This is a genomic window from Rhodococcus sp. Chr-9 (genome assembly GCF_000801125.1).
Classification (GTDB): domain Bacteria; phylum Actinomycetota; class Actinomycetes; order Mycobacteriales; family Mycobacteriaceae; genus Rhodococcus; species Rhodococcus pyridinivorans.
The window spans coordinates 100,933-125,908 of the sequence record NZ_JTIZ01000118.1 but is presented as its reverse complement, the minus strand read 5'-3'; the positions used below and the strand labels follow the sequence as shown (position 1 = coordinate 125,908).

Below are 24,976 nucleotides of genomic sequence, written 5' to 3'. Positions count from 1 at the left end.
GGAAGCGACCGGGTCCCTGCTTCAGGGGCCCGGTCGTTCCGGGAGGGTCAGGATCCGGTAGCCGAGTTCGTGGAGACGGCGGTGCTCGATCCAGCGTTCCCGGGTCCACGCCGGCTCGGTGTGCGCGGCGATGACGGCCGCGGTGGTGGATGCGTGGAGGTCGAACTCGAGGTCGCGGCGCAGTTCGGGCAGCTCGCGGACGTCCGTCGACGCGGCGATTCTCGTGACGGCGTCGCGGACGCGGCCGTCGGCGAAGTCGAGGACGCGACGGTGGGCCCGGGGAAGTACGCCCCACAGCACCGCGAGCGCGACGAGGACGCCGACAACGGTCTCGAGGAAGCGGTCGCGCGCGACCGTCACCAGATCGCCGGGGGCACCCAACCCGCCGAGGACGACGACGAGTGGGGTGATGAAGACCATCGCCAGGCCGTAGTTCCGCACCAGGAACATTTCCGTGCCGGCCATCACCGCGGCCAGCACCACGACGAGGGCGACACCACCGGGATGGAAAGGCGTCAGGCAGGCCACCAGGACGAGTCCGAGCACGGTGCCGAGGAAGCGGTGCGCCGCCCGGTAGGAGCCGAGGATCCGATCCGGTCCCTGATGCAGGATCATCGCGGCCGTGATGACCGCCCAGTCGGGACGTCCGACGCCCAGCGCGATGGCGATCGTCCCGGCGAGAGGTCCCGCGACGAGCAGGCGCACCGCGATCGTCGCCGACCGGCTGCGCAGGTGCGCGGCGCGCGCGAGGCGGTACCGCACGGAGGGGCGTCGCAGCGGGGTCCGCAGTCGCAGATCGTCCTCGGGAACTGCCTCGTCCCGCGGACGCTCGTCCAGTGTCTCCGCGCATCGGAGGTGCGCCGCGCGCAGCGTCTGCTCCAGCGGATGCCCCGAATCGATGAGTCCGGCGTCGTGCAGGCACTGCCAGGCCGCGTGCAGATCGTGGACCGCGGCGCGGCGATTGCCGGGTGAGTTCTCCTCGAAGACCGCGTCGACGGCAGCGACCGCCGCGGCCACGGCGGTGCGTTCCGGGGTTCGCGGCCGGAACGGGGCACCGGACATGGAGGCCACGACGGCCGTTCCGGCGCCGATCGCGGTCCACGCCGAGACCGTCGGGACGGACACTCCCAGCGCGGGGAGAGCGGATGCGATCTCGAGGGACAGCAACATCAGGAAGGCGCCGGGCGCACCCATCCGCAGGGCGTCGACGACGAAGGCGCACACCGCGACGGTCGCGGTCATCGCCGCGACGACCACCAGGTACCACCACGCCGACCCGCCCGCGGCCAGTTCGTGGTGGACGACCGAACCTGCGAGGGCACCGATCGTCGCCAGTGTCACGAGCACCGTCCCGATGACGGCGACCGCTCGGGCACGGACGCGATAGGGGCGTTGCTCGCCGTAGACGACGGCGAAAGCGCCGAGTGTGGCGATGGCGGAGACGGCGCCGAATCCGAGAGCGACGCCCACGAGACCGGGCACCGCGACCGTGGCGGCTGCGCGCGCGGCGCCGGGCCACCGGCGTCCTTGCCGGGGAACCGACAGCATCGCCGTCCGCAACGGGGCGGGGGTGGGCAGCGGAAGGTCGACGACCCGATGATCTCCGCTCGCTTCCGCCACGTCGTACCACCCTAGGAACCGACGGGGCACTGCTTACCGCCGGCAGGCGCACATGAGGCGCAGGTCACTGGGCTGATCCGCCGTACTTCCCACGAAATATCCGACCCGGAATTCCGCGGCGTGCGAATTACGAACGTATCGAATTCGCCGGTGGAAAATGCGTCGACTCGCATATTTCTCGTAAATAGGATAGAAGAGGGGAGCGCCTGTTTCGAAGTCGGGAGAAATTCACCCGGCCCCGTGAAAGGACATTCCATGGCACTCAATGTTGTGTTGTTGTTACTGGTACTGGCTGCGGCCTTCGCGTCCGTCGCCGCTCTTCATTCGGCGGACGAGCGCCGCACCCGAAATCCCTGAGTGAATTCGGGGCGACGCGGATCCGGCAGCCCACGGAAATATCCGCGTCGGCATCCTCGGTCGTGGGGGAGGTTGTGTGCGTTTCCGTCGGGAGAATCGCACACAACCTCCCCTCGGTTGTGGTAGGTGCACGACGTCTGCCCGACGAGGGACGCCGGCGGCGATCCCGGAAGGTCGGGACAGTCGTCCCTTCCACCCGGGACATCGGGCACCGGATCGTTCCTTTACGACGCGCAGGGCGTCGCATCGATCCGAAGGGACCTTCATGAACACTCTCGGCACCGAGACCGAACCCCTCGCGCCGATCGCTCCCGATCGTCGTGGCCCCGGTTCGCTCTGGGCGTGGACGGGTGCGGTCGCCGGCCTCGCCGGCGTCGTGGGCATCCAGGCGAGCATGGCGATGAGCGCGGCATACAACGAGCGCACCGCCGGCAACGCGGTGGCGATCATGACCGAGTTCGCCGGGCAGCACACGCCCATGCTCGTCATGCACCTGACGCTGATGGTGTCGACGACGCTGCTGCTCGTCTTCGCCGCCGGACTGCAGCGCCGACTGCGCGCAGGCACTCCGGAATTCAGCCTCGTGCCGACGGTCGCGGCATTCGGTCTCGTGCTCACCTCGGTCGCGACCCTCATGGGCACCGGACTCGACACCGAGTTGCTGTTCGGCCTCGGCAACACCGATCAGATGGTGCCCGAGGTGGCGGTCTTCGCCTCGCATTGGATGGGCACCATCCCATGGCTGTGGGTCGGTGCCGGTGTCAGCGGCGTCGCGGTCGCGGTCGCGGTCCTGCATCACCGCGCGGCGCCCCGGTGGATCGGTTGGGCGAGCATCGTTCTCGGTGGTCTGACACTGCTCCTCGGCATCTCCCCACTGCAGTACATGGCCGGCTTCACCGGCCCGGTGTGGGTGCTGGTGGCCGGAGTCGGCTTCGCCCTCGCGGACCGGCGTGCACGTTAGTGCCACTGCGAGCGGCCCAGCGGCGTATACCTGCCGCGTCAAGGACACGGCGGTGCATACTCACCGCACCATGAAGGNGGCGGGTACCGGGGCTCCGGTACCCGCCGCAGTCGTGGCCGTCGTCTCCTGGCTGCTCGCCGTGGCGGCCGTCGTCGTGTTCGTCGCGGCACGGCCCGCGCTCGATTCCGACCAGCTGTTCTTCCTCGTCGACGTCGTCGGAGCCGCCGTCTACGGGACGGTCGCCGGGGTGATCCTCGCCCGCCGGATCCACGCCGTGCCGATCCTGCTGGCCGTCGCGTCGATCGGCGTCGGTGTGGCAGCGATGTCCTACAGCTGGACCCAGCTCGCCCTCGTCCGCCCCGAACTGCCCGTCGGATTCCTCGGTCCGCTGCAGAACACCACCTGGATCCCCGGGACACTCGCGTTGTTCCTGGTGGTGCCGTGGCTCGTCCGCGACCGCCCGGCCGATCCCGCGGTGCGGGCCGGGATCGGCGTCGGTGTCCTGACGATCGCCTGGTTCTTCTGGGCGCGCACCTTCACCGACATCGCCGACATCTGGTTCGTCGGACCCGTTGTGGCCGTGGGTTTCCTGACCTCCGGGCACGTCGAGTGGCGTCGCCGTCACGCCTCGGCGGGCGAACGATCCGGGACGGGATGGCTCGCGCTCGGCAGTGCCCTGATGACAGCCTCGTACATCCCGTTGGCGGTCCCGGACGTGCCGTGGATGCTCACACCGCTGCTCCACCTCGCGACGCAGGCCTTCTATCCCGTCGCGATCCTTGCCGTCGTGCTGCGCCAACGACTCTGGGGCATCGACCTCGCGGTGGGTCGCGCCGCGCTCGCCGGCAGTCTCACCGCCGTGCTCGTCACCTCCTATCTCGCGGTGACGGTCGCGGTGTCGCTGGTGCTCCCGAACGAATCGGTCTTCGCCCAGGCGGTCGCCGCCACCGCCGTCGCCCTGGCCGTGCAGCCGGTGCGGATGTGGCTCGGCCGGAAGGTGCACCGCCTCGTCTACGGCGACGGCGTCGACCCGGCACGCGCCGTCCGGATCCTCGGGCGGCACTTCGCCGGTGCCGATTCGCCCGACCTGCTGTTGGGCGAACTCGCCGCCGGAATCGGCATCGCACTGCGTCTCGAATCGGTCGAGGTGCGCCGCGGCGGCGACGTGATCGCACGCTGGGGGACCGCGACCGGACCCGTCGAGGAGGTTCCGGTCGGTAACGGCGACGCCACCCTCGCCGTCACCGCACCTCCGGGCGAATCGCTCGGGGCACGCAGCCGGCGGGCGCTCACCGAACTCGCGACCGTCGTCGACGCCGGGCTCGTCGTACTGCGGTCGGCGGAGGACCTCGAAAACGCGCGTCGCCGCCTCACCGAGGTGAGACTCGAGGAACGCCGCACCATCCGCCGCGAACTGCACGACGGTCTCGGCCCGTCGCTCGCCGGGGTGCGGCTCGGCCTGCAGGGCGCACGCAATCTCGTCACCACCGACCCGGACGCCGCGGCCGGACTCGTCGACGAACTGCTCCGCGAACTCGATCGGCAAGTCGACGGTGTCCGCGAGCTCTCGCGCAGTCTGCTGCCCCCGGTTCTCGACGAACTCGGCCTCACCGCCGCACTCGATGAACTCGTGATCACCCACGCCCGCGCGGGATTCCGCGTCGACCTGCGGTCCGACCTCCCCGCCGGGATGTCCGGGCCGATCGCGTGGGCCGCCTACGGCATCACCTCCGAGGCGGTCATCAACGCGCGACGGCATTCCGGTGCCGACGAATGCACGGTGCGGGTCGCGGCGGAGGGCGACGTGCTGGCCCTCGACATCGTCGACGACGGACGAGGACTCGCGACCGACGCACGAATCGGTGTGGGGACGCAGAGCATGCGGGAACGGGCCCGGGAGGTCGGCGGAACGGTGGGCATCGAACCCGGCGACCCGTGCGGTGTCGTGGTGCGGGCGCGGCTACCCTGGTCCGAATCATGAGCGACAACGGAGCGATACGCGTTGCGGTCGTCGACGACCATCCCGTCTTCCGCCTCGGTATGGCGGCACTGCTGGGCACTCTCGACGGGATCGACGTCGTGTGCCAGGCGAGTTCGGTGGGGGAGGCCCTCGAGGTCGTGACCGGCGATGTCGACGTCGTGCTCATGGACATCGAACTCGGCGACGGATCGGGGATCGACGCGGCCCGCAGCATCCTCCGGAAGTCGCCGGGCACCCGCATCCTGATGGTCACGATGCACGAGGACGAGGACATTCTCATCGCCTCCATCCGTGCCGGTGCCTCGGGTTATCTCGTCAAAGGGGCCGATCCGTCGGGGGTCGAACGGGCGATCCGGGCCGTGGCCGACGGTGAGATGATCGTCGGTGCGGCGGTCGCGGCGAAAGCCCTTGCGGCGGTCGCGACCTCCCGCAACACGTCGGCGGTCTTCCCGTATCTGACCGAACGGGAGCGGGAGATCCTCGACCTCGTGGCCCGCGGACTCGACAACGCCGCGATCTCCCGCCGACTCGTGCTCAGCCAGAAGACGGTGCGCAACCACGTGTCCAACATCCTCGGCAAGATCGGTGCAGCCGACCGGGCGAGCGCGATCGTCCGTGCGCGGGAAGCAGGCCTGGGCGTCGACTGACCTGCTGCTCAGGGAGTGACGGTCGTGACGAACGACATCCGGTCGCCGCGGTAGAGCGACCGGCGATGCTCGATCGGGACGTCGTTCTCGTCGTAGGAGATCCGCTCGAGCAGCAGCATCGGTGTGCGGGTGTCGGCGTCGAGCAGCGCCGCCTCGCGCGCATCCGGCAGCGTGGTCTCGATCCGCTCGACCGCCCGCGCGAACGTGATCCCGTAGGAACGGATCGCGGCGTACAGCGACGACGACGGATCGAGCGTCCGGCGCAGATCCGGAAAGCGGTGTGCGGGAAGGCGCGTGCGTTCGAGTCCGACATGCACTCCGTCGGCGAGCAGGACACGTTCGAGTTCGAGGACGGGATCGCCGGGTTCGAGACCGAGGCGGCAGGCCAGTTCGTCGTCGGCGACGAGGTCGGTCCACGCGACGAGCACACGCCCAGCGCTGCGCCCTTCGAGCAGGGCGGCTTCGGTATAGGAACCGATGACGAGGGGCTGGACGATCTTCGGGCCGGCGACGACGGTGCTGCGGCCCCGCCGTTCGATGCGGCCGTCGACGAGCAGTTCTCGCAGTGCCTGGCGGACGGTTTCGCGGGCGACGTCGAACCGGGTGGCGAGATCGCGTTCGGAGGGGACCTGATCTCCCACGCTGAGCTGGTCGAGGAGGCACTCGACCTGGCGGCGCACTATCTGGTGCTTGAGGGTGCGCGCTTCGCGAACGACGGTGGCCACACATCCAGCGTAACCGAATTCCGGTCTACACCAACTGTTTCACCGGGAGTTCGACGAACCGGCCCTAACCCTGCGGTCCCGCGAGCTGTGGGAGGACCTCGGCGCCCGCGTTTCCGACGTCGGTTTCCGCGCGAACGGTTCGCTGACGCTGCTGCGCACCGCCGCCGAGATCGCCGTCGCGGAGGAAGCGGTCGCACGCGACGACGCGCAGCGACGGGGATTCGCCCTGCTCGATGCGGACGAGACGCGCCGCCGTAACCCCGCGCTACGCGGTAACTTCCTCGCGGCACTGCACTGCAGCACGGACGCTGCCGTCGAATCCCGCATCGCGCTCCCGGCGATCCGGCAACATCTCGCCATCTCGGGCCGCTACCGGTTCCTGCTGTCCACAGAGGCCCGGGACGTCTCCCGCACGGCCCGCGGGACCGTGCAGTGCGCGACGACCACGGCACCGTGCACGAGACCGACCTCGTTCTCGTCTGTCCCGGCGCGACACTCGGTGGCCTCGCCCGCGACCTGCCATTGCGCAGGGTCCGGCTGCAGATGATGCAGACCGCACCGCTCGGCGAAGACCTCACCACGTCGATCGCCGACGGCGACAGCCTGCGCTACTACCCGGGATTCGCCGGTACCGCCCTCGACGAGCTCACCGCCTCCGAGGAGCAACGACCCGTCGCCGCGCAGCATCGCATGCAGTTGCTGTGCGTCCAGCGTCTGCACGGCGGCCTCACCATCGGCGACACCCACGCCTACGACGAACCGTTCGACTTCGACGTCGACGAAGAACCCTACGACCACCTCGTCGCAGTGACGGAGGAGTTCCTCGGCCGCCGACTGCCGCGCGTCGTCCGGCGCTGGGCCGGGGTGTACAGCCAGTGCATCGACCCCACGCGCTCGTGCACCGCGCGGAGGCCGACGAAGACGTATGGGTCGTCGCCGGCCCGGGTGGCCGCGGTATGACCCTCGGCCTCTATCTCGGCGAGGAGACCGCCGACCTGCTCGGCCTCTGACATCCCGGAACCGGACGCCCCGATTCGTCGACCAGGGCGACGTCGCCGCCGCCCCCGGCACGGGCACCGGCAAGGCGATCACGCAGCTGCGTGAGGCCGGCGTGAAAGTCGTACTCACCACAGGATTCAGCCGATCCACCCAGGTCAGGCTGCTCGATGTACTCGGCTGGCACGACCTCGCCGACCTCGCCGACCTCGCTCTCACACCCGCCGGCGCCGGTCGCGGATGCCCCTACCCCGACATGATCCTCACCGCCCTGCTGCGCACGGGTACCGACGACGTCCGTCTCGACTTCTCGGGTTCGGCGGATGCGATCGCGTCGCTGGTGTCGCGCCTCGATGTGGGCGGGCGCCTCGTGCTCGCGGGCTCGTCGGCACCCCTGTCCCCCTCGATGCGCTGCGAGAAGTCCTGTATGCGGCGCCGCGCCTGCGGGCGGCGGTGGTCCCGTAAGGGGTTTGCGGACGTTCGGTTCGGTCACGGACACCGATCGCTTCGGTCCTTACGGCCGAGGGGTGCCCGCTTCTATCGTAGGAGAGGTTGGGCACGGCGGCCCTCTGCAGGGCCGTGGGTGCTGTCGCTCCGCAAGCACGGGAAGGAACCTGCGCACTGTGACCACCGAGGCATTCATCTATGAAGCCATCCGAACACCACGCGGCCGAGGCAAGAAGACGGGCTCTTTGCACTCCGTCAAGCCGATCTCCCTGGTTACGGGCCTGATCGACGAGCTGCGTGTTCGATTCCCCGATCTCGACGAGAACCGTATCTCCGACCTGATCCTCGGTGTCGTCAGCCCCGTCGGCGATCAGGGTGCCGACATCGCCCGCACCGCTGTCACCATCGCGAACCTGCCGGCCACCACGGGCGGCGTGCAGATCAACCGGTTCTGCGCGTCGGGCCTCGAAGCCGTCAACATGGCTGCGCAGAAGGTCCGCTCCGGCTGGGACGAGCTCGTTCTCGCCGGCGGCGTCGAGTCCATGTCGCGTGTCTCCATGGGCTCCGACGGTGGCGCGTGGATGCTCGATCCCGCCACCAACTACGACAGCTACCTGGTTCCCCAGGGCATCTCCGCCGATCTCATCGCGACCATCGAGGGCTTCACCCGCGAGGACGTCGACGCCTACGCACTGCGTTCGCAGCAGCTCGCGGCGGCAGCCTGGTCGGGCGGCTACTTCTCCAAGTCGGTCGTGCCGGTCAAGGACCAGAACGGCCTGACCATCCTCGATCAGGACGAGCACATGCGTCCGGACACGACCCTCGAGGGTCTGGCCAAGCTGCAGCCGTCGTTCGCGACCATCGGTGAGATGGGCGGCTTCGACGCCGTGGCGCAGCAGAAGTACCACTTCGTCGAGAAGATCGATCACGTCCACCACGGCGGCAACAGCTCGGGCATCGTCGACGGCGCGGCACTCGTGCTCGTCGGTTCCGAGCAGGCCGGCAAGGACCTCGGTCTGACCCCGCGTGCCCGCGTCGTCGCCACGGCCACCTCCGGTGCCGACTCGACGATCATGCTCACCGGCCCCACGCCGGCCGCGCACAAGGTTCTCGCTTCGGCGGGCCTGACGGTCGACGACATCGACCTGTTCGAGATCAACGAGGCGTTCGCCTCCGTCGTCCTGAAGTTCCAGAAGGACCTGAACATCCCGGACGAGAAGCTCAACGTCAACGGCGGCGCCATCGCGATGGGCCACCCGCTCGGCGCCACCGGCGCCATGATCACCGGCACCATGATCGACGAGCTCGAGCGCCGCGGAGCCAAGCGCGCCCTCGTCACCCTGTGCATCGGTGGCGGCATGGGTGTGGCCACCATCATCGAGCGCGTCTGACACCGGAAGGAATTCGAAAAACAGTGAGCGACAACATGATTTCCTGGGATAAGGACGCCGACGGCATCGTTGTGCTGACACTCGACGATCCGAACCAGGGCGCCAACACGATGAACGAGCTGTACAAGGCGTCGATGAAGGCCACCGTCGACCGTCTGTACGAGGAGCAGGACTCCATCACCGGTGTGGTGATCACCTCCGCGAAGAAGACCTTCTTCGCCGGCGGCGACCTGCGCAACATCATCGCGATCGGCCCCGACGACGCGCAGGTCGCGTTCGACGAGGTTCAGGGCATCAAGGCCGACCTGCGTCGTCTCGAGACCCTCGGTAAGCCCGTCGTCGCCGCCATCAACGGCGCGGCTCTCGGTGGCGGCCTCGAAATCGCCCTCGCGACGCATCGCCGCATCGCTGCCGATGTCAAGGGCGTGCAGATCGGTCTGCCCGAGGTCAGCCTCGGCCTGCTCCCCGGTGGCGGTGGCATCACCCGCACCGTGCGCCTGCTCGGCATCCAGACGGCGCTGCTCTCGGTTCTGCTGCAGGGCAACAAGTACAACGCGGTCAAGGCCAAGGAGATCGGCCTGGTCCACGACGTCGTGGGTAGCGTCGAGGAACTCGTTCCGGCCGCCAAGGAATGGATCAAGGCCAACCCCGAGGGCGGCATCCAGCCGTGGGATGTCAAGGGCTACAAGATCCCCGGCGGCACCCCTTCCAGCCCGGCCTTCGCCGCGAACCTTCCGGCCTTCCCCGCGAACCTGCGCAAGCAGATCAAGGGCGCCCCGATGCCGGCTCCGCGCGCCATCATGGCCGCCGCCGTCGAGGGCTCGCAGGTGGACTTCGACAATGCGTCGACCATCGAGTCGCGGTACTTCGTCGAACTCGCCACCGGCCAGGTCGCGAAGAACATGATCCAGGCGTTCTTCTTCGACATGCAGTCCATCAACTCGGGCGCTTCGCGTCCGAAGGACGTGCCGAAGCGCGAGATCAAGAAGATCGGCGTTCTCGGTGCGGGCATGATGGGCGCCGGCATCGCCTACGTCTCCGCCAAGGCCGGTTACGAGGTCGTCCTCAAGGACGTCACCCTCGAGGCCGCCGAGCGTGGCAAGAACTACTCGGAGAAGATCGAGACGAAGGCTCTCTCGCGTGGCAAGACCACCGAGGAGAAGTCGAAGGCTCTGCTCGACCGCATCACGCCGACGGCCGACCCCGCCGACTTCGCGGGCGTCGACTTCGTCATCGAGGCAGTGTTCGAGAACACCGAGCTCAAGCACAAGGTGTTCCAGGAGATCGAAGACATCGTCGATCCCGACGCGCTGCTCGGCTCGAACACCTCGACGCTGCCCATCACCGGTCTCGCGACCGGCGTCAAGCGTCCCGAGGACTTCATCGGTATCCACTTCTTCTCGCCGGTCGACAAGATGCCTCTGGTCGAGATCATCAAGGGTGAGAAGACCTCCGACGAGGCCCTGGCCCGCGTGTTCGACTACACGCTCGCGATCCGCAAGACTCCGATCGTCGTCAACGACAGTCGCGGCTTCTTCACCTCGCGTGTGATCGGCACCTTCGTCAACGAGGCCATCGCCATGCTCGGCGAGGGCATCGAGCCCGCGACCATCGAGCAGGCCGGTTCGCAGGCGGGTTACCCGGCTCCGCCGCTGCAGCTGACCGACGAGCTGAACATGAAGCTCATGCAGAAGATCGCGAAGGAATCCGAGGAGGCCGCCAAGCAGGGCGACACCAAGCTCGGCACCACGCGTCATCCCGCACTCGACGTGGTCGACTGGATGGTCGAGCAGGGTCGTCCGGGTCGTCTCGAGAAGGCCGGCTTCTACGAGTACGACGAGAACGGCAAGCGTCAGGGCATCTGGCAGGGTGTGCGCGATCACTTCAAGACCGAGGCGACCCTCGATGTGCCGCTGCAGGATCTGATCGACCGCATGCTCTTCGCCGAGGCGATCGAGACCCAGAAGTGCTTCGACGAGGGTGTTCTCGAGACCACCGCCGACGCCAACATCGGCTCGATCTTCGGCATCGGCTTCCCGGCCTGGACCGGTGGTGTCGCTCAGTACATCGTCGGCTACCCGGGTGGCAAGGAAGGCTTCGTCAAGCGCGCCGAGGAACTCGCCGCCAAGTACGGCGAGCGCTTCAACCCGCCGGCGTCGCTGCGCAGCTGACGCACACGACGGTTGCACGGAAGGGCTCCCGACGCCACGGCGTCGGGAGCCCTTCCCGTTCGCGCTCTTCTGTTTTCGTGCCGATGGGGTCGGCTAGGCGACCCACCAGGGGCGCAGCGGCGTCTGCGGCTTCTTGTCGTCGCCGAGCTTGACCGCGAGCACCTGGTGCAGCTGGACCACGTTGCGTTCGAAGCCGAGGCGCGAGCCTGCCATGTACAGGCCCCACAGGCGGGCCGTGCCCTCACCGACCTCGGCGACGCAGGCCTGCCAGTGCTTCTCGAGGTACTCGCACCAGCCCTTCAGCGTCAGGGCGTAGTGCTCGCGCAGGTTCTCCTCGTGCATCACCTCGAAGCCGATGTTCTGCGCCTCGGTGATGATGCGACCCGAACCGGTGAGTTCCCCGTCGGGGAAGACGTACCGGTCGATGAACCCGCCGGCCTTGGCGCGGGTGTTGTTGGTCGGCCGGGTGATGCAGTGGTTGAGCAGCAGACCGCCCACCCGCAGTTTGCCGTGGAGGAACCGGAAGTAGGCCGGATAGTTGGCGACACCGATGTGCTCGGTCAGGCCGATCGACGAGATGGCGTCGAATCCTTCCTCGGGCACGTCGCGGTAGTCGGAGTGCCGGACCTCCGCCAGGTCGCTCAGGCCTTCCTCGACGATGGCCTTCTGCGCCCATTCGGCCTGTTCCTTGGAGAGCGTCACGCCGAGGGCCTTCACACCGCGCCGAGCGGCGTAACGCACCATCCCGCCCCAGCCGCAACCGATGTCGAGCAGGCGGTCGCCCGGCTTCAACCGCAGCTTCTCGAAGACCAGACGGTACTTGTTCTCCTGGGCGTCCTCGAGGCTCTGATTCTCGGATTCGAAGACGGCGCAGGTGTACGTCATCGAGGGGCCGAGAACGTACTCGTAGAACTCGTTGGACACGTCGTAGTGGTGATGGATGACCTCGGCGTCGCGCGATTTCGAGTGCCGCAGACCCTCGGCGATGCGGCGCCAGCGCGGCAGGTGCTCCTGCGGCGGCGGTGCGATCGGCTTGAGCAGTTCGGTGCCGAGCGACCGGGCGATCTGCGCGAGGATACGTGCCGGGGGACGCTCGAAGTGCAGGTCGCCGAGCGAGGCGAGCAACTCGTAGGGGTTGCCGGGATGCACTCCCTTCGCCTGGAGATCGCCCGAGATGTACGCCCGTGCCATACCCAGATCGCCGGGGGCCGTGGCGATGTACGTCGCGCCCTTGGGCGACGCGAGATGTAGACCGTAGGGAGAGTCCTCGGGACCGGCCGCCGATCCGTCGTAGGCCGTGAAGCGCAACGGCATGTCGCCGCCGGTCACGATCTCCACGATCTGGGCGAGTGCGAGCTTGTCCTCGGTGGACCGATCGTTCTCGGTCCTGAATATGGTCACTTTCGTTGCACCGCCTTCGAAAACAGGTCCAGTAGACGGGACCGAGGGTCGTATTTCTGCTTGAGAGCGGGGTATTCACCGCCGCCGTAATAGAGCTTCTCGAACTCGTCCTTCGAGTAGTAGGAGTCCGAGTAGAGCGATTTGTGCCCGTCGAGTTCGGCGACCTTCTTCTCGATCAGCCGGTTGGCGGCGCCCTCCTCGGCGCCGGGCACGATGGGAACGGACGACCAGAACCCGACGTTCACATAGGCGCGCTTCGGCTCGAGCGGGTACAGCGGCCAGGGACGCTGGGCGTCCGAGGTGCTCGGACGGCCGGCGTCCGGGGACGACTCGATGTCGCGCAACTTCAAGGGGCACAACCAGATCGGCTCGATGGGAATTTCGTCGAGGAACCACTCGACGAACTCCTGCGTGCGTTCGAGCGGGACCTCGATGTCCTGCACGACGCGCTCGCGGGGTGGATTGCCCTTGCGTGCCTCGATCCGGTCGGCCACCGAATACTTGTGGTCGAGCGCGATGAGCTTCCAGTAGAAACTGCTGCGCAGCAACTGTTTCGGCCACATCCGGCGGATCTTCGGGTTCTGGGCGCCGAAAGCCCGGGAGCACCAGAACCAGTCGGTGTCCCACCGCCACAGATAGTCGCGGATCGTGAGCCGATCCTCCTTGGGTCGGTTGACGGAGACGTGCTGGATCGACCGGTAGTAGATGTCCTGCCCGGTGTAATCGCTGACGGGACCCGGCTCGTCGGTCTGTGTGCCGAGCGTCAGGTAGCTCTCGGTCGCGGAGAAGACGACACCGTCGAGATAGTCGACCGGTGTGCCGTCCCAGGTCCGTTCGTCGACGATCCGCGCGAGGGCGGACTGCAGATCGGCGATCGTGTCGAAACGCAGGTGACGCAGTGCGACGAAACGTTTCACCGGTTCGAGTGCGATGCGCAGGCGCGTGGCGTACCCGAGCGAACCGTACGAGTTGGGGAAGCCGTGGAACAGATCGGCGTGCTCACCCTCCGGGCGGGCCGTGATGATCTCGCCGGACCCGGTCAGGATGTCCATCTCGAGCACGGACTCGTGGGGGAGGCCGTTGCGGAAGGACGTCGACTCGATGCCGAGCCCGGTGACGGCGCCGCCGAGCGTGATCGTCTTCAGCTGTGGGACGACCAACGGTGCGAGGCCGTAGGGCAGGGTCGCGTCGACGAGGTCCTCGTAGGTGCACATGCCGGCGACGTCGGCGGTGCGGGCCTGCGGGTCGACGGAGATGACACCGCCGAGACCGGAGACGTCGAGCCCCGGCGCGTTCGCCGCGGCGCGTGCCCGGAAGAGGTTCGACGTCTTCTTCGCGAGTCGCACGGGCGCGTCGGCCGGAATCGCGCTGTACGAGCGCAGCAGGCGGTCTACACCCTGGCGGTGTACCGCCTCCCCGTACGGGACCTTGACACCTGACGATCTCGGCATCTGCATTCGACTCCTCCGGAGCGGCGCATCAGTGGCACGTCCACAATAGACCCGGCGGTCGCATCCGTCCCGGAACGCGCAGGGCAGGATGGATGCTGTCGTCACAGGCACATTCGAGCCCGCATCAGCGCGGAAGAAGCAGAAGGAGTCGTTCATGGCACAGGTCAGCGCAAGCAGTTCGATCCAGTTGGCGGCAGCTCCCGAGGTGGTGCTCACCGCCCTGGCCGACTACGAGACCGTGCGCCCGCGCATCCTCACCGAGCACTACCGCGACTACCGCGTGATCTCCGGTGGTCGCGGCGACGGCACCGTCGTGCACTGGATCCTCCAGGCCACGGAGAAGCGTCAGCGCGACGTGCAGGCCACCGTGTCGGTGAAGGGCAGTACCGTCACGGAGACGGACGCGAACTCGACGCTCGTGACGACCTACAGCGTCGTGCCGAACGGGACGGGTTCGACGGTCGTCGTGCTCACTCAGTGGAAGGGTGCCGGTGGCGTCAAGGGCTTCTTCGAGAAGACGTTCGCGCCGCTCGGCCTGAAGAAGATCCAGCAGCAGGTGCTCGAGAACCTGAAGAAGGAAGTCGACTGAGCCCGGTTCGGTCGACCTCGGCGTCTGTGTCCACCCCGATGCGCGGCGACTAGGCTGGCATCACAAACGTGCAGAAAGGACGTGCCGTGCAACCCGGTGGTGGAATGCCCGACATGCAGCAACTCCTCGCTCAGGCCCAGCAGATGCAGCAGCAACTCGTCGCTGCGCAGAACGAGATGGCGCAGGCGGAGGTCACCGGCCAGGCCGGCGGTGGCCTCGTGACCGCGACGGTGAAGGGCACGGGCGAGGTCGTGTCCGTGAAGATCGATCCGAAGGTCGTCGACCCCGAGGACGTCGAGACCCTGCAGGATCTGGTGGTCGGTGCGATCGCCGACGCCTCGGCGAAGGCCCAGGAGATCGCGGCCGAGAAGCTCGGTCCGCTCGCGGGTGGGCTCGGCGGCGGAATCCCCGGCCTGCCCGGTTTCTAGAGGTCGGCGTTGTACGAAGGACCGGTACAGGACCTCATCGACGAGCTGGGCAAGCTTCCGGGCGTCGGCCCGAAGAGTGCCCAGCGCATCGCGTTCCATCTGCTCTCGGTCGAGCCGCCCGAGATCGACCGCCTGCAGGCGGCGCTGCAGCGGATCCGCGACGGCGTGCAGTTCTGCGAGGTCTGCGGAACGGTCTCCGACCAGCGGCGTTGCCGCATCTGCTCCGATCCTCGCCGCGACCGCACGGTGATCTGCGTGGTCGAGGAACCGAAGGACGTGCAGGCGATCGAACGCACCCGGGAGTTCCGGGGGCGCTATCACGTCCTCGGTGGTGCGCTCGACCCGCTCAATGGCGTCGGCCCCGACCAGCTGCACATCCGCGAACTGCTCACCCGCATCGGCAACCAGGAGGACGGCGTCGACGTCTCCGAGGTGATCATCGCGACCGACCCCAATACGGAGGGCGAGGCGACGGCCACCTATCTGGTGCGTATGCTGCGCGACTTCCCGGGGCTGAGCGTCACCCGCCTCGCGTCGGGTCTGCCGATGGGCGGCGATCTCGAGTTCGCCGACGAGCTGACGCTCGGGCGAGCGTTGTCGGGGAGGCGGGCGATGTGACCGTGCGCAGCACGGAGGCATCGCACCGGGGTGAGCCCGAGAAGCGTCGCCGGACTTCCGACGAGACCCGGAAGCTGATCATCGAGGCTGCGGGGAAGGCGTTTGCGACGCGCCCCTACCGCGACATCACGCTCAAGGACATCGCGGAGGAAGCGGGGGTCAGCGCCCCGCTGATCATCAAGTACTTCGGCTCGAAGGAGCAGTTGTACGAGGAGCTCGTCGACTTCCAGTACGGCGCGCAGGTGCTGTTCGACGGGCCGCTCGAGAGCCTGGGGGAGCGGATGGTCGCGATGCTCGCCCGCCCGCTCGAACCCTACAAGCCATTGTCGATGAACATCCTGTTCATGAGCGGGGGCAGCGAGGAGAGCAACCGCATGCTCCGCGACAACTACTCCGCGCAGATGGTCGACGCGCTCGCCGCGCGGCTGCCGGGGTCGGATGCCCGTCTCCGGGCCGAGCTGGCGATGTCGGCGGTGATGGGGTTGGCGATCATGCGGCGCCGCATGATGCAGGAGCGCGCGACCGGCACGGTCGAGGAAGTTGTGGCCATGTACGCGCCGCTGGTTCAGCGGTTGCTCGACGGAGACGGTTCTTAGCGGCACGAATGACCTTGGTCACTACTCTTGAGGGTAAATAGCCGTTCACCTAATGTGGTGAACGGCTATTTACCTGTTTGGCGAGAGGGGGTGTCGATGTCGATCTCGCTCCCCCTGCGCCTGCACGTGGCGGGTAGGTCCGCCGCCGCGCCGACGCGCTCAGCGTCCGGAACGACGAAGGTGAGCGGACCGGCGGAGAAGAAGACGCGCAACCTGCGGCATCTCGTCTTCCCGGTTCTCGCGGTCGGCGCCGTCTTCCAGGCCATCATGCAGACCGTTATGGTGCCGCTCCTGCCGAGCATGCCGGGCTTCACCGGCGCCGGAACCACCGCCGTCTCGTGGCTGGTGACGAGCACCCTGCTGGTCGGTGCGGTGATGACGCCCATCTTCGGCCGTCTCGCCGACATGATCGGCAAGAAGCGGATGCTCCTCATCGCGTTCTCGCTTATGACACTCGGCTCGTTGATCTGCGCGCTGACCTCGGACATCGGACTGCTCATCGTCGCCCGTGGCCTGCAGGGCGCCGGCGCGGCGGTGCTGCCGATCGGCATGGCGATCCTTCGCGAGGTCCTGCCCCGTGAGCACGTGGAGCGCTCGATCGCGATGCTCAGTTCCACCCTCGGCATCGGCACCGCGGTCGGTATCCCGTTCGCTGCCGCCATCGTCCAGTTCGCCGATTGGCACCTGCTCTTCTGGACCACCGCCGCCATCGGCGCCGGTGTCGCCCTCGCGGCGTGGATCGTCATCCCGGAATCGGACACCCGCACCGGCGGTCGCTTCGACGCCGTGGGCGCCGCCGGCCTGTCCGCCGCCCTGGTGTGCCTGCTCGTGCCCATCACCCAGGGCAGCACGTGGGGCTGGACGAGCCCCGCAGTGCTGCTCTCGTTCGCCGCGTCGGTGCTGCTGTTCGTGCTCTGGGGAGTGCAGCAGCTGCGCAACCGCAACCCGCTCGTCGACCTGCGTGTCTCGGCCCGCCGTTCCGTCCTCGCGCCGCACCTGTCGGCACTGCTCGTCGGGTTCGCCTTCTACGGCAACACCCTCATCACCACACAGTTGCTGCAGGCGCCGTCCGGGCACGGAGCCGGATACGACCTGACCATCCTCCAGGCCGCGGCCTGCCAGCTCGCCGCGAGCTTCGCGATGATGATCTTCGCGATCGTGGCCTCCCGGATCACCGAACGTTTCGGACCCAAGATCACGATCATGACCGGAGCGGTCTTCCTGCTCNCCCGGCAAGCCGCTGTGGCTCGTCGTCGCCGCCATCTTCGTCGCGGCGATCGGCACGTCGCTCGTGTACTGCACGCTGCCGGTGCTCCTCCTCGGCGCGGTGCCGCTGTCGCAGAACGCCGCGGCGAACGGCGTCAACGTCCTGCTCCGCACCGTGGGCAGCACCGTCTGCAGCGCGGTCGTCGCCTCGGTGCTCGCGGCTCACACCCTCGGGGGCGGGCTCGGCATCGGCACCGCGGGCTTCGTGATCGCCTACCTCGTGTGCGCCGGTTGCGCCGTGGTCGTCTTCGTCTCGGGCTTCGCACTCCCGTCGAAGCAGGCCCTGCGGCCCGTCGAGAACTGACCCCGGCCCGCCCTCCCGGAACAGTTACGGCCCTGCACCCCGGTGGTGAAACCGGAATGCGGGGCCGCCCCTCCTGTCCCCCAGGTCTGTCGGTGCGTCAGTGTTCGACGCCCAGATCGTTCGGACGGTAACCGAGGGGGTAACCCGGATACGTCCGGTTGGTGGCGTTGCCCGCCGACAGCGACACGCGTCGCTTCGGCAGTCGCCGCACGAACGCCGACCGTGCCCGCAGCGCGCCCTCGACGATCTCCGTCACCTGCGGTGAGCTCTTCGGGAAACCGAACGCCGACGCCATGCGGTCGTCGATCAGCGCGAAAACGACCTTCTCGATGCCCTTGTTCAGCACCTTCGGGTACCACGACTGGAAGAGGTGCAGCGTGTAGGTGCCGATGGCGTGGTTGTCGTCGCTGTAGGTGAACTTCTCGCGCTCGTATTCGAGCTTGAACCGGTGGAACTCCTGGAACGACTCCGGGATGTCCTTGATGCCCATCCGGATGCCCACCTGGCGGTAGAAGTAGAACGACGCCAGCCGCTCCTTCGGGTGCAGGCGACGCCACCCGTAGCGGTCGATCCAGTCGAGCGGGTCGTACACGAAGGTCGACAGGACGTACAGCATGTCGTCGTTGTCGATCGAGTACTTGCCGTGCATCCGGTTGATGTTGCGCAGCGACTCGCGTCCCCGCTCGGCGTCGTAGCCGTGCTCGACCAGCTCGGCCATCAGCAGCGCCGTGTCGTCGTACCGCTTCTGCGGCCGCTTCTCGAACTCGCCGGTGCGGGCGAGCAACTCCGAGATGCTGGGCACACAGTACGTGCGGAAGAGGGCGAACTCGAGCGACCGCTGGTAGTCCCACGGGAACTCGTAACCGGCGGTGATCCGCACGATGTCCTGGTGCTGCGTGACCGGGTCGAGCTCCTCGATCACCTCGACCCAGCCCATCCGCCCACGCTTCGGGTGCGGGTCCCTGTTCGGGGGTGGGAACGTACCGGCCTTCTCGATGCGTGCCTCGGGCTTCGCGACGACGGCGGCCTTTCGGCTGCGAGTGCGCGGGGGAGTGGTCGTCATCGGCTCACCTTCCGTGCATGAACTGGAGCATCGCTCGCGAGATTTTCAGATCGCGCTCCGGACGCTCGAGGCTCATGAGTTTGAGCGGCGAGCTGAACTTCGCCACCGTGACCGACTTGGGACGGCTGAACTCGCGCAGGCCGTCGGCGCCGTGGATGCGGCCGAAGCCGGACTCGCCGATGCCGCCGAAGGGCAACGAGGCGATGGCGGCGAAGCCGAGCACCGAGTTGACCGACACCATGCCGTTGCGCAGGCGCTCGGCGAGCTGACGGCCTTTCTTCTTGTTGCGCGTGAAGATCGACGCACCGAGACCGTAGTTCGTGCCGTTCGCGCGTTCGACGGCCTCGTCGAGGTCGCGAACCTTGTTGACGACGACCGTCGGGCCGAAGGTCTCCTCGCACACCGCGGCCGAGGTCTCGGGCACGTCGGTGAGGATGACGGGCTCGACGATGCGCTCCTGCACCGAATCGAGTCCGCCGAGGACGGCCTTGCCACCGGACTTCAGGGCGTCCTCGATGTGACTGCGCACGATGTCGACCTGGCGCGGAAGCGTCATAGGGCCGTAGGTGGAGTCCTCGTCGCCGCCCGGCTTCGCGCGCCGGACGGTGGCGGTGAGCTTGTCGAGGAACTCGCGGTAGACAGGCTCCTCGACGTAGATGCGCTCGACGCCCGCGCAGGTCTGGCCGGCGTTGCCGAAGGCGCCGAAGGCGGCGAACTCGACGGCCTCGTCGATGTTCGCGTCGGCCGCGACGATCATCGCGTCCTTGCCGCCGCATTCGGCGACGAGCGGGGTGAGCGACTCGGCGCACACCGCCATGACCTTGCGGGCGGTGGGGCCGGAGCCGGTGAAGGCGACCTTGTCGACACCCGAACGCACGAGCGCCGAACCCGTCTCACCGAGACCGGTGATGACCTGGAAGACCGGCTGGGTGGGGGCGATCGAGTTCCACTTGTCCTCGAGCCACTTCGCAACACCGGGGGTGAGCTCGCTCGGCTTGAAGACGACGGCGTTGCCGGCGGCCAGCGAGTAGGCGATCGAACCCATCGGGGTGTACACGGGGTAGTTCCAGGGGCCGATCACGCCGATGACACCGAGGGGCTTGTACTCGAGGGTTGCGGCCTGGTTGAAGCTCGCGACGCCCGAGGGCACCTTGCGGGGCCTGAGCACCTTCTTGGCGTTCTTGGCCGCCCAGTCGAGGTGCTCGACCGCCAGCATGACTTCGAGGAAGGCGTCGCCGAAGGGCTTACCGGTCTCCTTCGCCACCACCGATGCGAGCGAGGTCGCGTCGGATGCGATGGCCTTCTTGAACTCGAGGAGCCAGTCGCGGCGGCCGCGGAAGCCCTGCGCCTCCCACCAGCGCGCGGCGACGCGGGCGCGCTCGACGGCCGCGCCCACGGCGGCCTCGTCGGCGACCGGATACTCGGCGATCACCTCGCCGTTCCGGGGGTCGAGGCTGGCGAAGGTGTCGGTGTTCGCTGCCGTGGATGCCTTGTTCGAGCTGCTCTTCGCGTTCTTCGGACTGGTGAGGTTCTGGGTCATGTTCGACACTTCCTGGTGAACCACATCACATATATTTGATGTGATAGCTGTAGTGGACATCACATTAGGCGTTCGCGGGACAATTGGACAACCCCCGTGCGCAGTTGTCCGGATTCCTACAGGAGACACGATGGCGGCACCGACACGTAGCCCCGGGACAGCGGCGGATCACGCTGCGGCATCCCGACGTTCGGAGGGGGCCGTACGGCGCCGTCCGCAGCTTTCCGACGAGGTGGCCGGTCACCTCCGCGGCTCGATCATGTCCGGCGTGTTGCGTCCGGGCGACTTCATCCGGCTCGACGAGACCGCCGTCGAACTCGGCGTCAGCGTCACCCCGGTCCGGGAGGCGCTGCTGACGCTGCGCGGGGAGGGGATGGTCGAATCCGCCCCGAATCGCGGCTACCGGGTCTCGCCCCTCACGCGCGGCGACATCGACGACATCTTCTGGCTGCAGGGGCAGATCGCCGTCGAGCTCGCGCTCCGAGCGGCCGACCGTGCCACGCCGGCCGACCTCGAGCGTCTGGCCGAACTCAACGAGAGGCTGCGCAGGCTCGTCGTTGCCCCGGAGGGAGTGACACCCGACATCGAGCGGATCGCCGACGCGGAGTTCGACTTCCATCGCGAGCTCAACCGCATCGCCGACAGCCCCAAGCTCGCGTGGTTCCTCAACACCGCCGCGCGCACGATTCCGTACCGCCTCTACGCGCGCGACGCCGAGTGGGGAACGCTCGCCATCCGATCGCACACGAAGCTGATCGAGGCGATCGCCGCGCAGGACCACAGCGAGGTGATCACGCAGACGCTGGTGCAGTTCGAGGACGCGGCCGCGCGTCTGGTCGTCCACCGCGAGCGAGCGGGTGTCGATTCGCCTCCCGGATAGGCACTTGCATATCTGAGTACGGGTGTGAACAATTTGTATGACAGTGCTGCACCAGTGCTTTCACCGTCAGGAGACCTCCGATGACGACCCACGCCGAAGAGCGCGTCCCCACCGTCACCACCGACGAACCGGTGGCGACCCCCGCTCCGCTTCCGGCGGGCTCGGTCGAACTGGCCGACTTCGTCGGAGAGTCGATGCTCCTGCTCGGCGCCGGCGCGACGGTCCTCCTGCAGCTGGCATCGCGCGGTGTCGGGCACGGCGTCGCCGATCACAGCACCACCCTGCAGCGGCCGCTCGACCGGTTGCGCACCACGATGACCTACGTCTACGCGGTCACGCTCGGTACTCCCGAGGAGAAGAAGCAGATCGTCCGGATGGTCAACAAGGCGCACGTCCCGGTGCGCTCGGAGACCTACAACGCCTTCGATCCCGAACTCCAGTTGTGGGTCGCCGCAACGCTGTACCGTAACGGTGTCGACATGTACCGGCGGATGTTCGGGCCTGTCACCGATGCCGACATCGAATACATCTACCGCCAGTCCGCGGTCTACGGCACGGCCCTGCAGGTCGAGGACGACATGTGGCCGAAGACGCGGGAGGAGTTCGACAGGTACTGGGACGAGATGATCGCGACCTTCGAGGTCGACCGGAAGGTGCGTTCGTTCACCCGCGATCTCCTCACCGGCGGTGACGCCCCGCTTCCCGTTCGCGCCCTCGTGCCGCTGCAGCGCTTCATGACGATCGGTCTTCTCCCGCAACGCATGCGCGACGAATTCGCGCTGCCGTGGAGCCCGCGCGACCAGCGGCGCTTCGACCTGTTCTGGAAGGTGGTCCCGCCGATCTACCGCGCGGTGCCCAGGCCGATCCGACAGCTGTCGGCCACCTACTACCTCAACGACATGCGCCGCCGGATGAAGGCGCACGGACACGTCATCTGAGCTCTCCGCCGAGAACGTCGAGTGGCCGGACGCGCGTCCGGCCACTGTGCGTTTCCCGTCCGACGGTCACACGGCGGTGTCGCGTTCGAGACCGAACCAGTAGTGCTCGCCGTCGTCGAACACCAGCGAGCCCTTGCCGTTCATCACCCCGACGACGGTGTCGTCGTCGACCTTCTTGAAGTGGTCGAAGACCGGCATGCCGTCGTAGACCATCGTCGCCGTCATCTCACCGCGGAAGACGATCTCCCACAGGCTCGCTTCGCCGCGTCCGGTCTTCGTGTCGGAGAACAACTCGCCGTCCTCGCCGTAGCACACGAGCGGCTGGACCTCGGACACCGACGCGAACGTCTTTCCGTACCACCGCGACCTGCCGAGCAGTGTGTGGGTGCGGTGCCCGGTGTCGAAACTGTAACCCTTCCACCGGTATCCGACGAGATCGTCGAGGCGTGCCGGAGCGAGATGCTCCCAGAGGGCATCGAGTTCGCGAGGATCGATCCGGTCGGTGCGGGCGCGCAGTTCCTCGAGTCGCTGGACGACGTTCATGTGTTCCCCCGGATGTCGAAGGTGAGTACGGCTCTGATGATCTCGCCGGAGGCGACAGCGGCGAGAGCGTCGTCGAGTTTCGTGAAATCGAAGGTCTGCACGAGTTCGTCGAGCGGAAAGTGCCCGTCGCGTCACGGCGCGGCCAGCTCGGGAAGGAGACACCGGGGCTGGTCAGCGACGACAGTGCCTGCCGGATCACGGATTCGGCGCCCACGGACTCCACCGCATCGCCGGCACCACCGCCGGTGAGGCGACGCAGATGGCGTCCGAGGTCGTCTTGATCGTCGGGGGAGAGGACCTCGGTGGCCCCGAGCGATCGCGCGAGCCCGTGCCGTCGTGGATCGGCGGCGACGAAGATGATGTTCTCGCACAAGGAAATCCGTTCTGTCATCACCGCGGCCGTGCCGACGGCGCCGAGATCGAAGACGACGATCGTCGAACCCTGTTCCGTGACGACTCCGGCACCCTCGTGTCCCGGTACGACGGGCCTCGGGACGGGAACGCCTCCCGCGGCGGCGGTGAGGTCGGTGTGGCAGATCCCGACCCCGTGGATCTGTACGAGCACTTCGTCGTCGCGCAGTTCGGGCACGGTCACGGTCTCGAGCCTCAGCGGTGCACCGTACTCGCGGAGTACCGCTGCGGCCCTGGTGCGGGTCATCCCACCGCCTCCGGCGAACCGGTGTCGCCGAGCAGTACCGAGAGCATCAGTTGCTGCACCCTGCGCTGCCGGGAGGGGGTGGGCAGGAAGTGCACGAGGTTGCCGGTGTCGAGCACGAGGTTGAGCGCGGCGTGCACGAGGAAACGGCATTCGACGGCGGGCAGCTCGGGGCGGAGCTCCCCGACCAGACGGGCCCATTCCTCGATGTTGAGCCGCTGGATGTTCCGCAGGTCGCTGCGATGGTGCGCGGGCAGGTTGCCGATCTCGGCGAAGTACACCGACATCAGTTCGCTGTTCTCGAACGACATCCGGACGTACGCCTCGGTGAGGACGTCGAGGGCCTGCGCGGAGGTCGTCGAGTCGGTGAGCGTTTCGCCGATGATCATCGCGACGCGATCACCGGCCCGGTGGAAGGCGGCGGCGAGCAGATCGGCCTTGCTCGCGAAGTGACGGTAGACGCCGGACGCGTTGATACCTGCCGCAGCACCGATCTCCTCGATGCTCACCTCGTGATAGCCCCGGGCGTCGAAGAGCAGCACGGCCTCGTGCAGGAGGACCTCGCGCTTGTTCGCCACGGACAACCCGCCCGGCTCGGGAGTCGGTGCGGGTTCGTCGATGTCGGGCACCAGGTCGGTTGCCGCGACCGCTGTGCACGCGTCGAGCAGCAGCTGCTGCAGGCGCCGGTTGGACAGCGGAACGCGGTGAGTGGTGATGGAGCCGATGACGCTGAGCATCGCGCTGCTGAGCAGCACGTAGTCGTCGTCGGTGAGATCGGGCCGCAGCCGCGCGGCCGTGCGGGCGAGATGGCGGTTGAGTGCCCGCGTCTTCGAGCGGATCTCGCTGTGGTCCTCACCCGTGAGGTAGCGGCGTTCCCAGCGGTACAACCCGCCCGTCCGGCGGTTCTCGATCGTGGTGCGGATGAGCGCGAGGAGTTTGCGTTCGAGCTCCTCGGCGGCGGCGAGTCCGGTGGCGTTCGCTCCGCTCTGCTCGTCGAACTCCGCGAGGGCGGCGCCGAGGGCGTCGGCGAGGGTGACCACGGCGTGGTGGAACAGGGCGTACTTGTTCGGGAAGTGCCGGTACAGGGCGGGGCCGGAGATGCCGACGGCAGTGGCGATCTCGTCGATGCTCACGCCGTGGTAGCCGCGTTCGCTGAACGCCTCGGCCGCGACCGTGGCGATCTGTGCCTTGCGGTTCTTCGGCCGGCGCCGCACGGTGGGGGTCGGGGTGCCGGTCTTGGCGGCTGTGCGTGCCCCGCCCTGCGCTTGTTCGGGCACCCTGCCTCCTCGTCGTGGATCCTGTTGCCGGCCGCGATGTCGCGGTGAATGTTCGTCGGCCTCAAAGGTAACAGTCGAACCCCCCTGCGCAGAAACACTACTTTTGGGTAAGAAATGCCAAAACTGCAGGG

General features: G+C 67.7%; 19 protein-coding genes and 4 pseudogenes. 14 read left to right on the top strand and 9 right to left on the bottom strand.

Annotated elements, in window-relative coordinates; genetic code table 11:
* Nucleotides 1-21: 21 nt before the first annotated feature.
* Nucleotides 22-1,620 (bottom strand): FUSC family protein, encoded by a 1,599-nt coding sequence (locus QR64_RS18555; RefSeq protein WP_033097930.1) that lies wholly within the window; start codon nt 1,618-1,620, stop codon nt 22-24.
* 622 nt (nt 1,621-2,242) lie between these two features.
* Between QR64_RS18555 and QR64_RS18550 the strand changes: the two genes are divergently transcribed.
* The 3 genes from QR64_RS18550 to QR64_RS18540 all read left to right on the top strand — a co-directional run bounded on the left by QR64_RS18550 (nt 2,243) and on the right by QR64_RS18540 (nt 5,566).
* Complete coding sequence (locus QR64_RS18550) at nt 2,243-2,938, top strand: hypothetical protein (protein WP_052227364.1); 696 nt, start codon at nt 2,243-2,245, stop codon at nt 2,936-2,938.
* A 78-nt stretch (nt 2,939-3,016) separates the two neighbouring features.
* Nucleotides 3,017-4,919 (top strand): histidine kinase (locus tag QR64_RS18545; RefSeq protein WP_235367225.1); only part of this gene is annotated, 1,903 nt, incomplete at its 5' end.
* On the top strand, nt 4,916-5,566 hold the full coding sequence (locus QR64_RS18540; RefSeq protein WP_039586678.1) for a response regulator: 651 nt from the start codon (nt 4,916-4,918) through the stop codon (nt 5,564-5,566). The genes QR64_RS18545 and QR64_RS18540, both read left to right, overlap by 4 nt.
* 8 nt (nt 5,567-5,574) lie before the next feature.
* Here QR64_RS18540 and QR64_RS18535 read toward each other — a convergent pair whose 3' ends face one another.
* Nucleotides 5,575-6,291, bottom strand: a complete 717-nt coding sequence (locus tag QR64_RS18535) for a GntR family transcriptional regulator (protein ID WP_019290267.1) — start codon at nt 6,289-6,291, stop codon at nt 5,575-5,577.
* A 16-nt stretch (nt 6,292-6,307) separates the two neighbouring features.
* Here QR64_RS18535 and QR64_RS18530 point away from each other — a divergent pair.
* The 3 genes and pseudogenes from QR64_RS18530 to QR64_RS18520 form a co-directional block, all read left to right on the top strand.
* Nucleotides 6,308-7,301, top strand: a pseudogene (locus tag QR64_RS18530) (FAD-dependent oxidoreductase); the annotation flags it as partial.
* Nucleotides 7,302-7,910: 609 nt separating this feature from the next.
* Nucleotides 7,911-9,125, top strand: a complete 1,215-nt coding sequence (locus QR64_RS18525; RefSeq protein ID WP_006552477.1) for an acetyl-CoA C-acetyltransferase — start codon at nt 7,911-7,913, stop codon at nt 9,123-9,125.
* 35 nt (nt 9,126-9,160) lie between these two features.
* Nucleotides 9,161-11,296, top strand: coding sequence for a 3-hydroxyacyl-CoA dehydrogenase NAD-binding domain-containing protein (locus QR64_RS18520; protein WP_037217286.1), 2,136 nt, complete (start codon nt 9,161-9,163; stop codon nt 11,294-11,296).
* Between the two features lie 93 nt (nt 11,297-11,389).
* Here QR64_RS18520 and QR64_RS18515 read toward each other — a convergent pair whose 3' ends face one another.
* Nucleotides 11,390-12,697, bottom strand: coding sequence for a class I SAM-dependent methyltransferase (locus QR64_RS18515; protein ID WP_019290265.1), 1,308 nt, complete (start codon nt 12,695-12,697; stop codon nt 11,390-11,392).
* Nucleotides 12,694-14,154: an FAD-binding oxidoreductase gene (locus QR64_RS18510; RefSeq protein ID WP_033097925.1), complete on the bottom strand. Its 1,461-nt coding sequence runs from the start codon at nt 14,152-14,154 to the stop codon at nt 12,694-12,696. The genes QR64_RS18515 and QR64_RS18510 overlap by 4 nt, the downstream gene beginning before the upstream one ends.
* Nucleotides 14,155-14,302: 148 nt before the next feature.
* On the opposite strand from QR64_RS18510, the gene QR64_RS18505 reads away from it, so the two are divergent.
* The 6 genes and pseudogenes from QR64_RS18505 to QR64_RS28170 all read left to right on the top strand — a co-directional run.
* Nucleotides 14,303-14,737, top strand: a complete 435-nt coding sequence (locus QR64_RS18505; protein ID WP_006552473.1) for an SRPBCC family protein — start codon at nt 14,303-14,305, stop codon at nt 14,735-14,737.
* A gap of 104 nt (nt 14,738-14,841) precedes the next feature.
* Nucleotides 14,842-15,165 (top strand): YbaB/EbfC family nucleoid-associated protein, encoded by a 324-nt coding sequence (locus QR64_RS18500; protein WP_019290262.1) that lies wholly within the window; start codon nt 14,842-14,844, stop codon nt 15,163-15,165.
* 9 nt (nt 15,166-15,174) lie between these two features.
* On the top strand, nt 15,175-15,783 hold the full coding sequence (gene recR, locus QR64_RS18495; RefSeq protein ID WP_019290261.1) for a recombination mediator RecR: 609 nt from the start codon (nt 15,175-15,177) through the stop codon (nt 15,781-15,783).
* Nucleotides 15,780-16,379, top strand: coding sequence for a TetR family transcriptional regulator (locus tag QR64_RS18490; RefSeq protein WP_006552470.1), 600 nt, complete (start codon nt 15,780-15,782; stop codon nt 16,377-16,379). The genes recR and QR64_RS18490 overlap by 4 nt, the downstream gene beginning before the upstream one ends.
* A gap of 96 nt (nt 16,380-16,475) precedes the next feature.
* A pseudogene (locus QR64_RS18485) lies at nt 16,476-17,606 on the top strand (MFS transporter); the annotation flags it as partial.
* A gap of 1 nt (nt 17,607) precedes the next feature.
* Nucleotides 17,608-17,949 (top strand): annotated as a pseudogene (locus tag QR64_RS28170) (MFS transporter); the annotation flags it as partial.
* 97 nt (nt 17,950-18,046) lie between these two features.
* Here QR64_RS28170 and QR64_RS18480 read toward each other — a convergent pair.
* Together QR64_RS18480 and QR64_RS18475 are read right to left on the bottom strand one after the other, a co-directional pair.
* Nucleotides 18,047-19,012 carry an oxygenase MpaB family protein gene (locus QR64_RS18480; RefSeq protein WP_039586675.1) on the bottom strand — a complete coding sequence of 322 codons (966 nt, stop codon included), beginning with the start codon at nt 19,010-19,012 and terminating at the stop codon, nt 18,047-18,049.
* A 4-nt stretch (nt 19,013-19,016) separates the two neighbouring features.
* Nucleotides 19,017-20,552, bottom strand: a complete 1,536-nt coding sequence (locus QR64_RS18475; protein ID WP_039586673.1) for an aldehyde dehydrogenase family protein — start codon at nt 20,550-20,552, stop codon at nt 19,017-19,019.
* A 130-nt stretch (nt 20,553-20,682) separates the two neighbouring features.
* Between QR64_RS18475 and QR64_RS18470 the strand changes: the two genes are divergently transcribed.
* Both QR64_RS18470 and QR64_RS18465 read left to right on the top strand, forming a co-directional pair.
* A complete protein-coding gene (locus QR64_RS18470; protein WP_162836420.1) occupies nt 20,683-21,432 on the top strand; it encodes a GntR family transcriptional regulator in 750 nt (249 codons plus the stop codon).
* 80 nt (nt 21,433-21,512) lie between these two features.
* Entirely contained in the window at nt 21,513-22,370 is an 858-nt protein-coding gene (locus QR64_RS18465; RefSeq protein WP_039586670.1) for an oxygenase MpaB family protein, read from the top strand.
* Nucleotides 22,371-22,436: 66 nt separating this feature from the next.
* On the opposite strand, the gene QR64_RS18460 is transcribed toward QR64_RS18465, so the two are convergent.
* The 3 genes and pseudogenes from QR64_RS18460 to QR64_RS18455 form a co-directional block, all read right to left on the bottom strand.
* Entirely contained in the window at nt 22,437-22,913 is a 477-nt protein-coding gene (locus QR64_RS18460; protein WP_039586668.1) for a DUF4334 domain-containing protein, read from the bottom strand.
* A 220-nt stretch (nt 22,914-23,133) separates the two neighbouring features.
* Nucleotides 23,134-23,571, bottom strand: a pseudogene (locus tag QR64_RS26100) (alcohol dehydrogenase catalytic domain-containing protein); the annotation flags it as partial.
* A complete protein-coding gene (locus QR64_RS18455) occupies nt 23,568-24,845 on the bottom strand; it encodes a TetR/AcrR family transcriptional regulator (protein WP_039586666.1) in 1,278 nt (425 codons plus the stop codon). The pseudogene QR64_RS26100 and the gene QR64_RS18455, both read right to left, overlap by 4 nt.
* Nucleotides 24,846-24,976 lie beyond the last annotated feature (131 nt).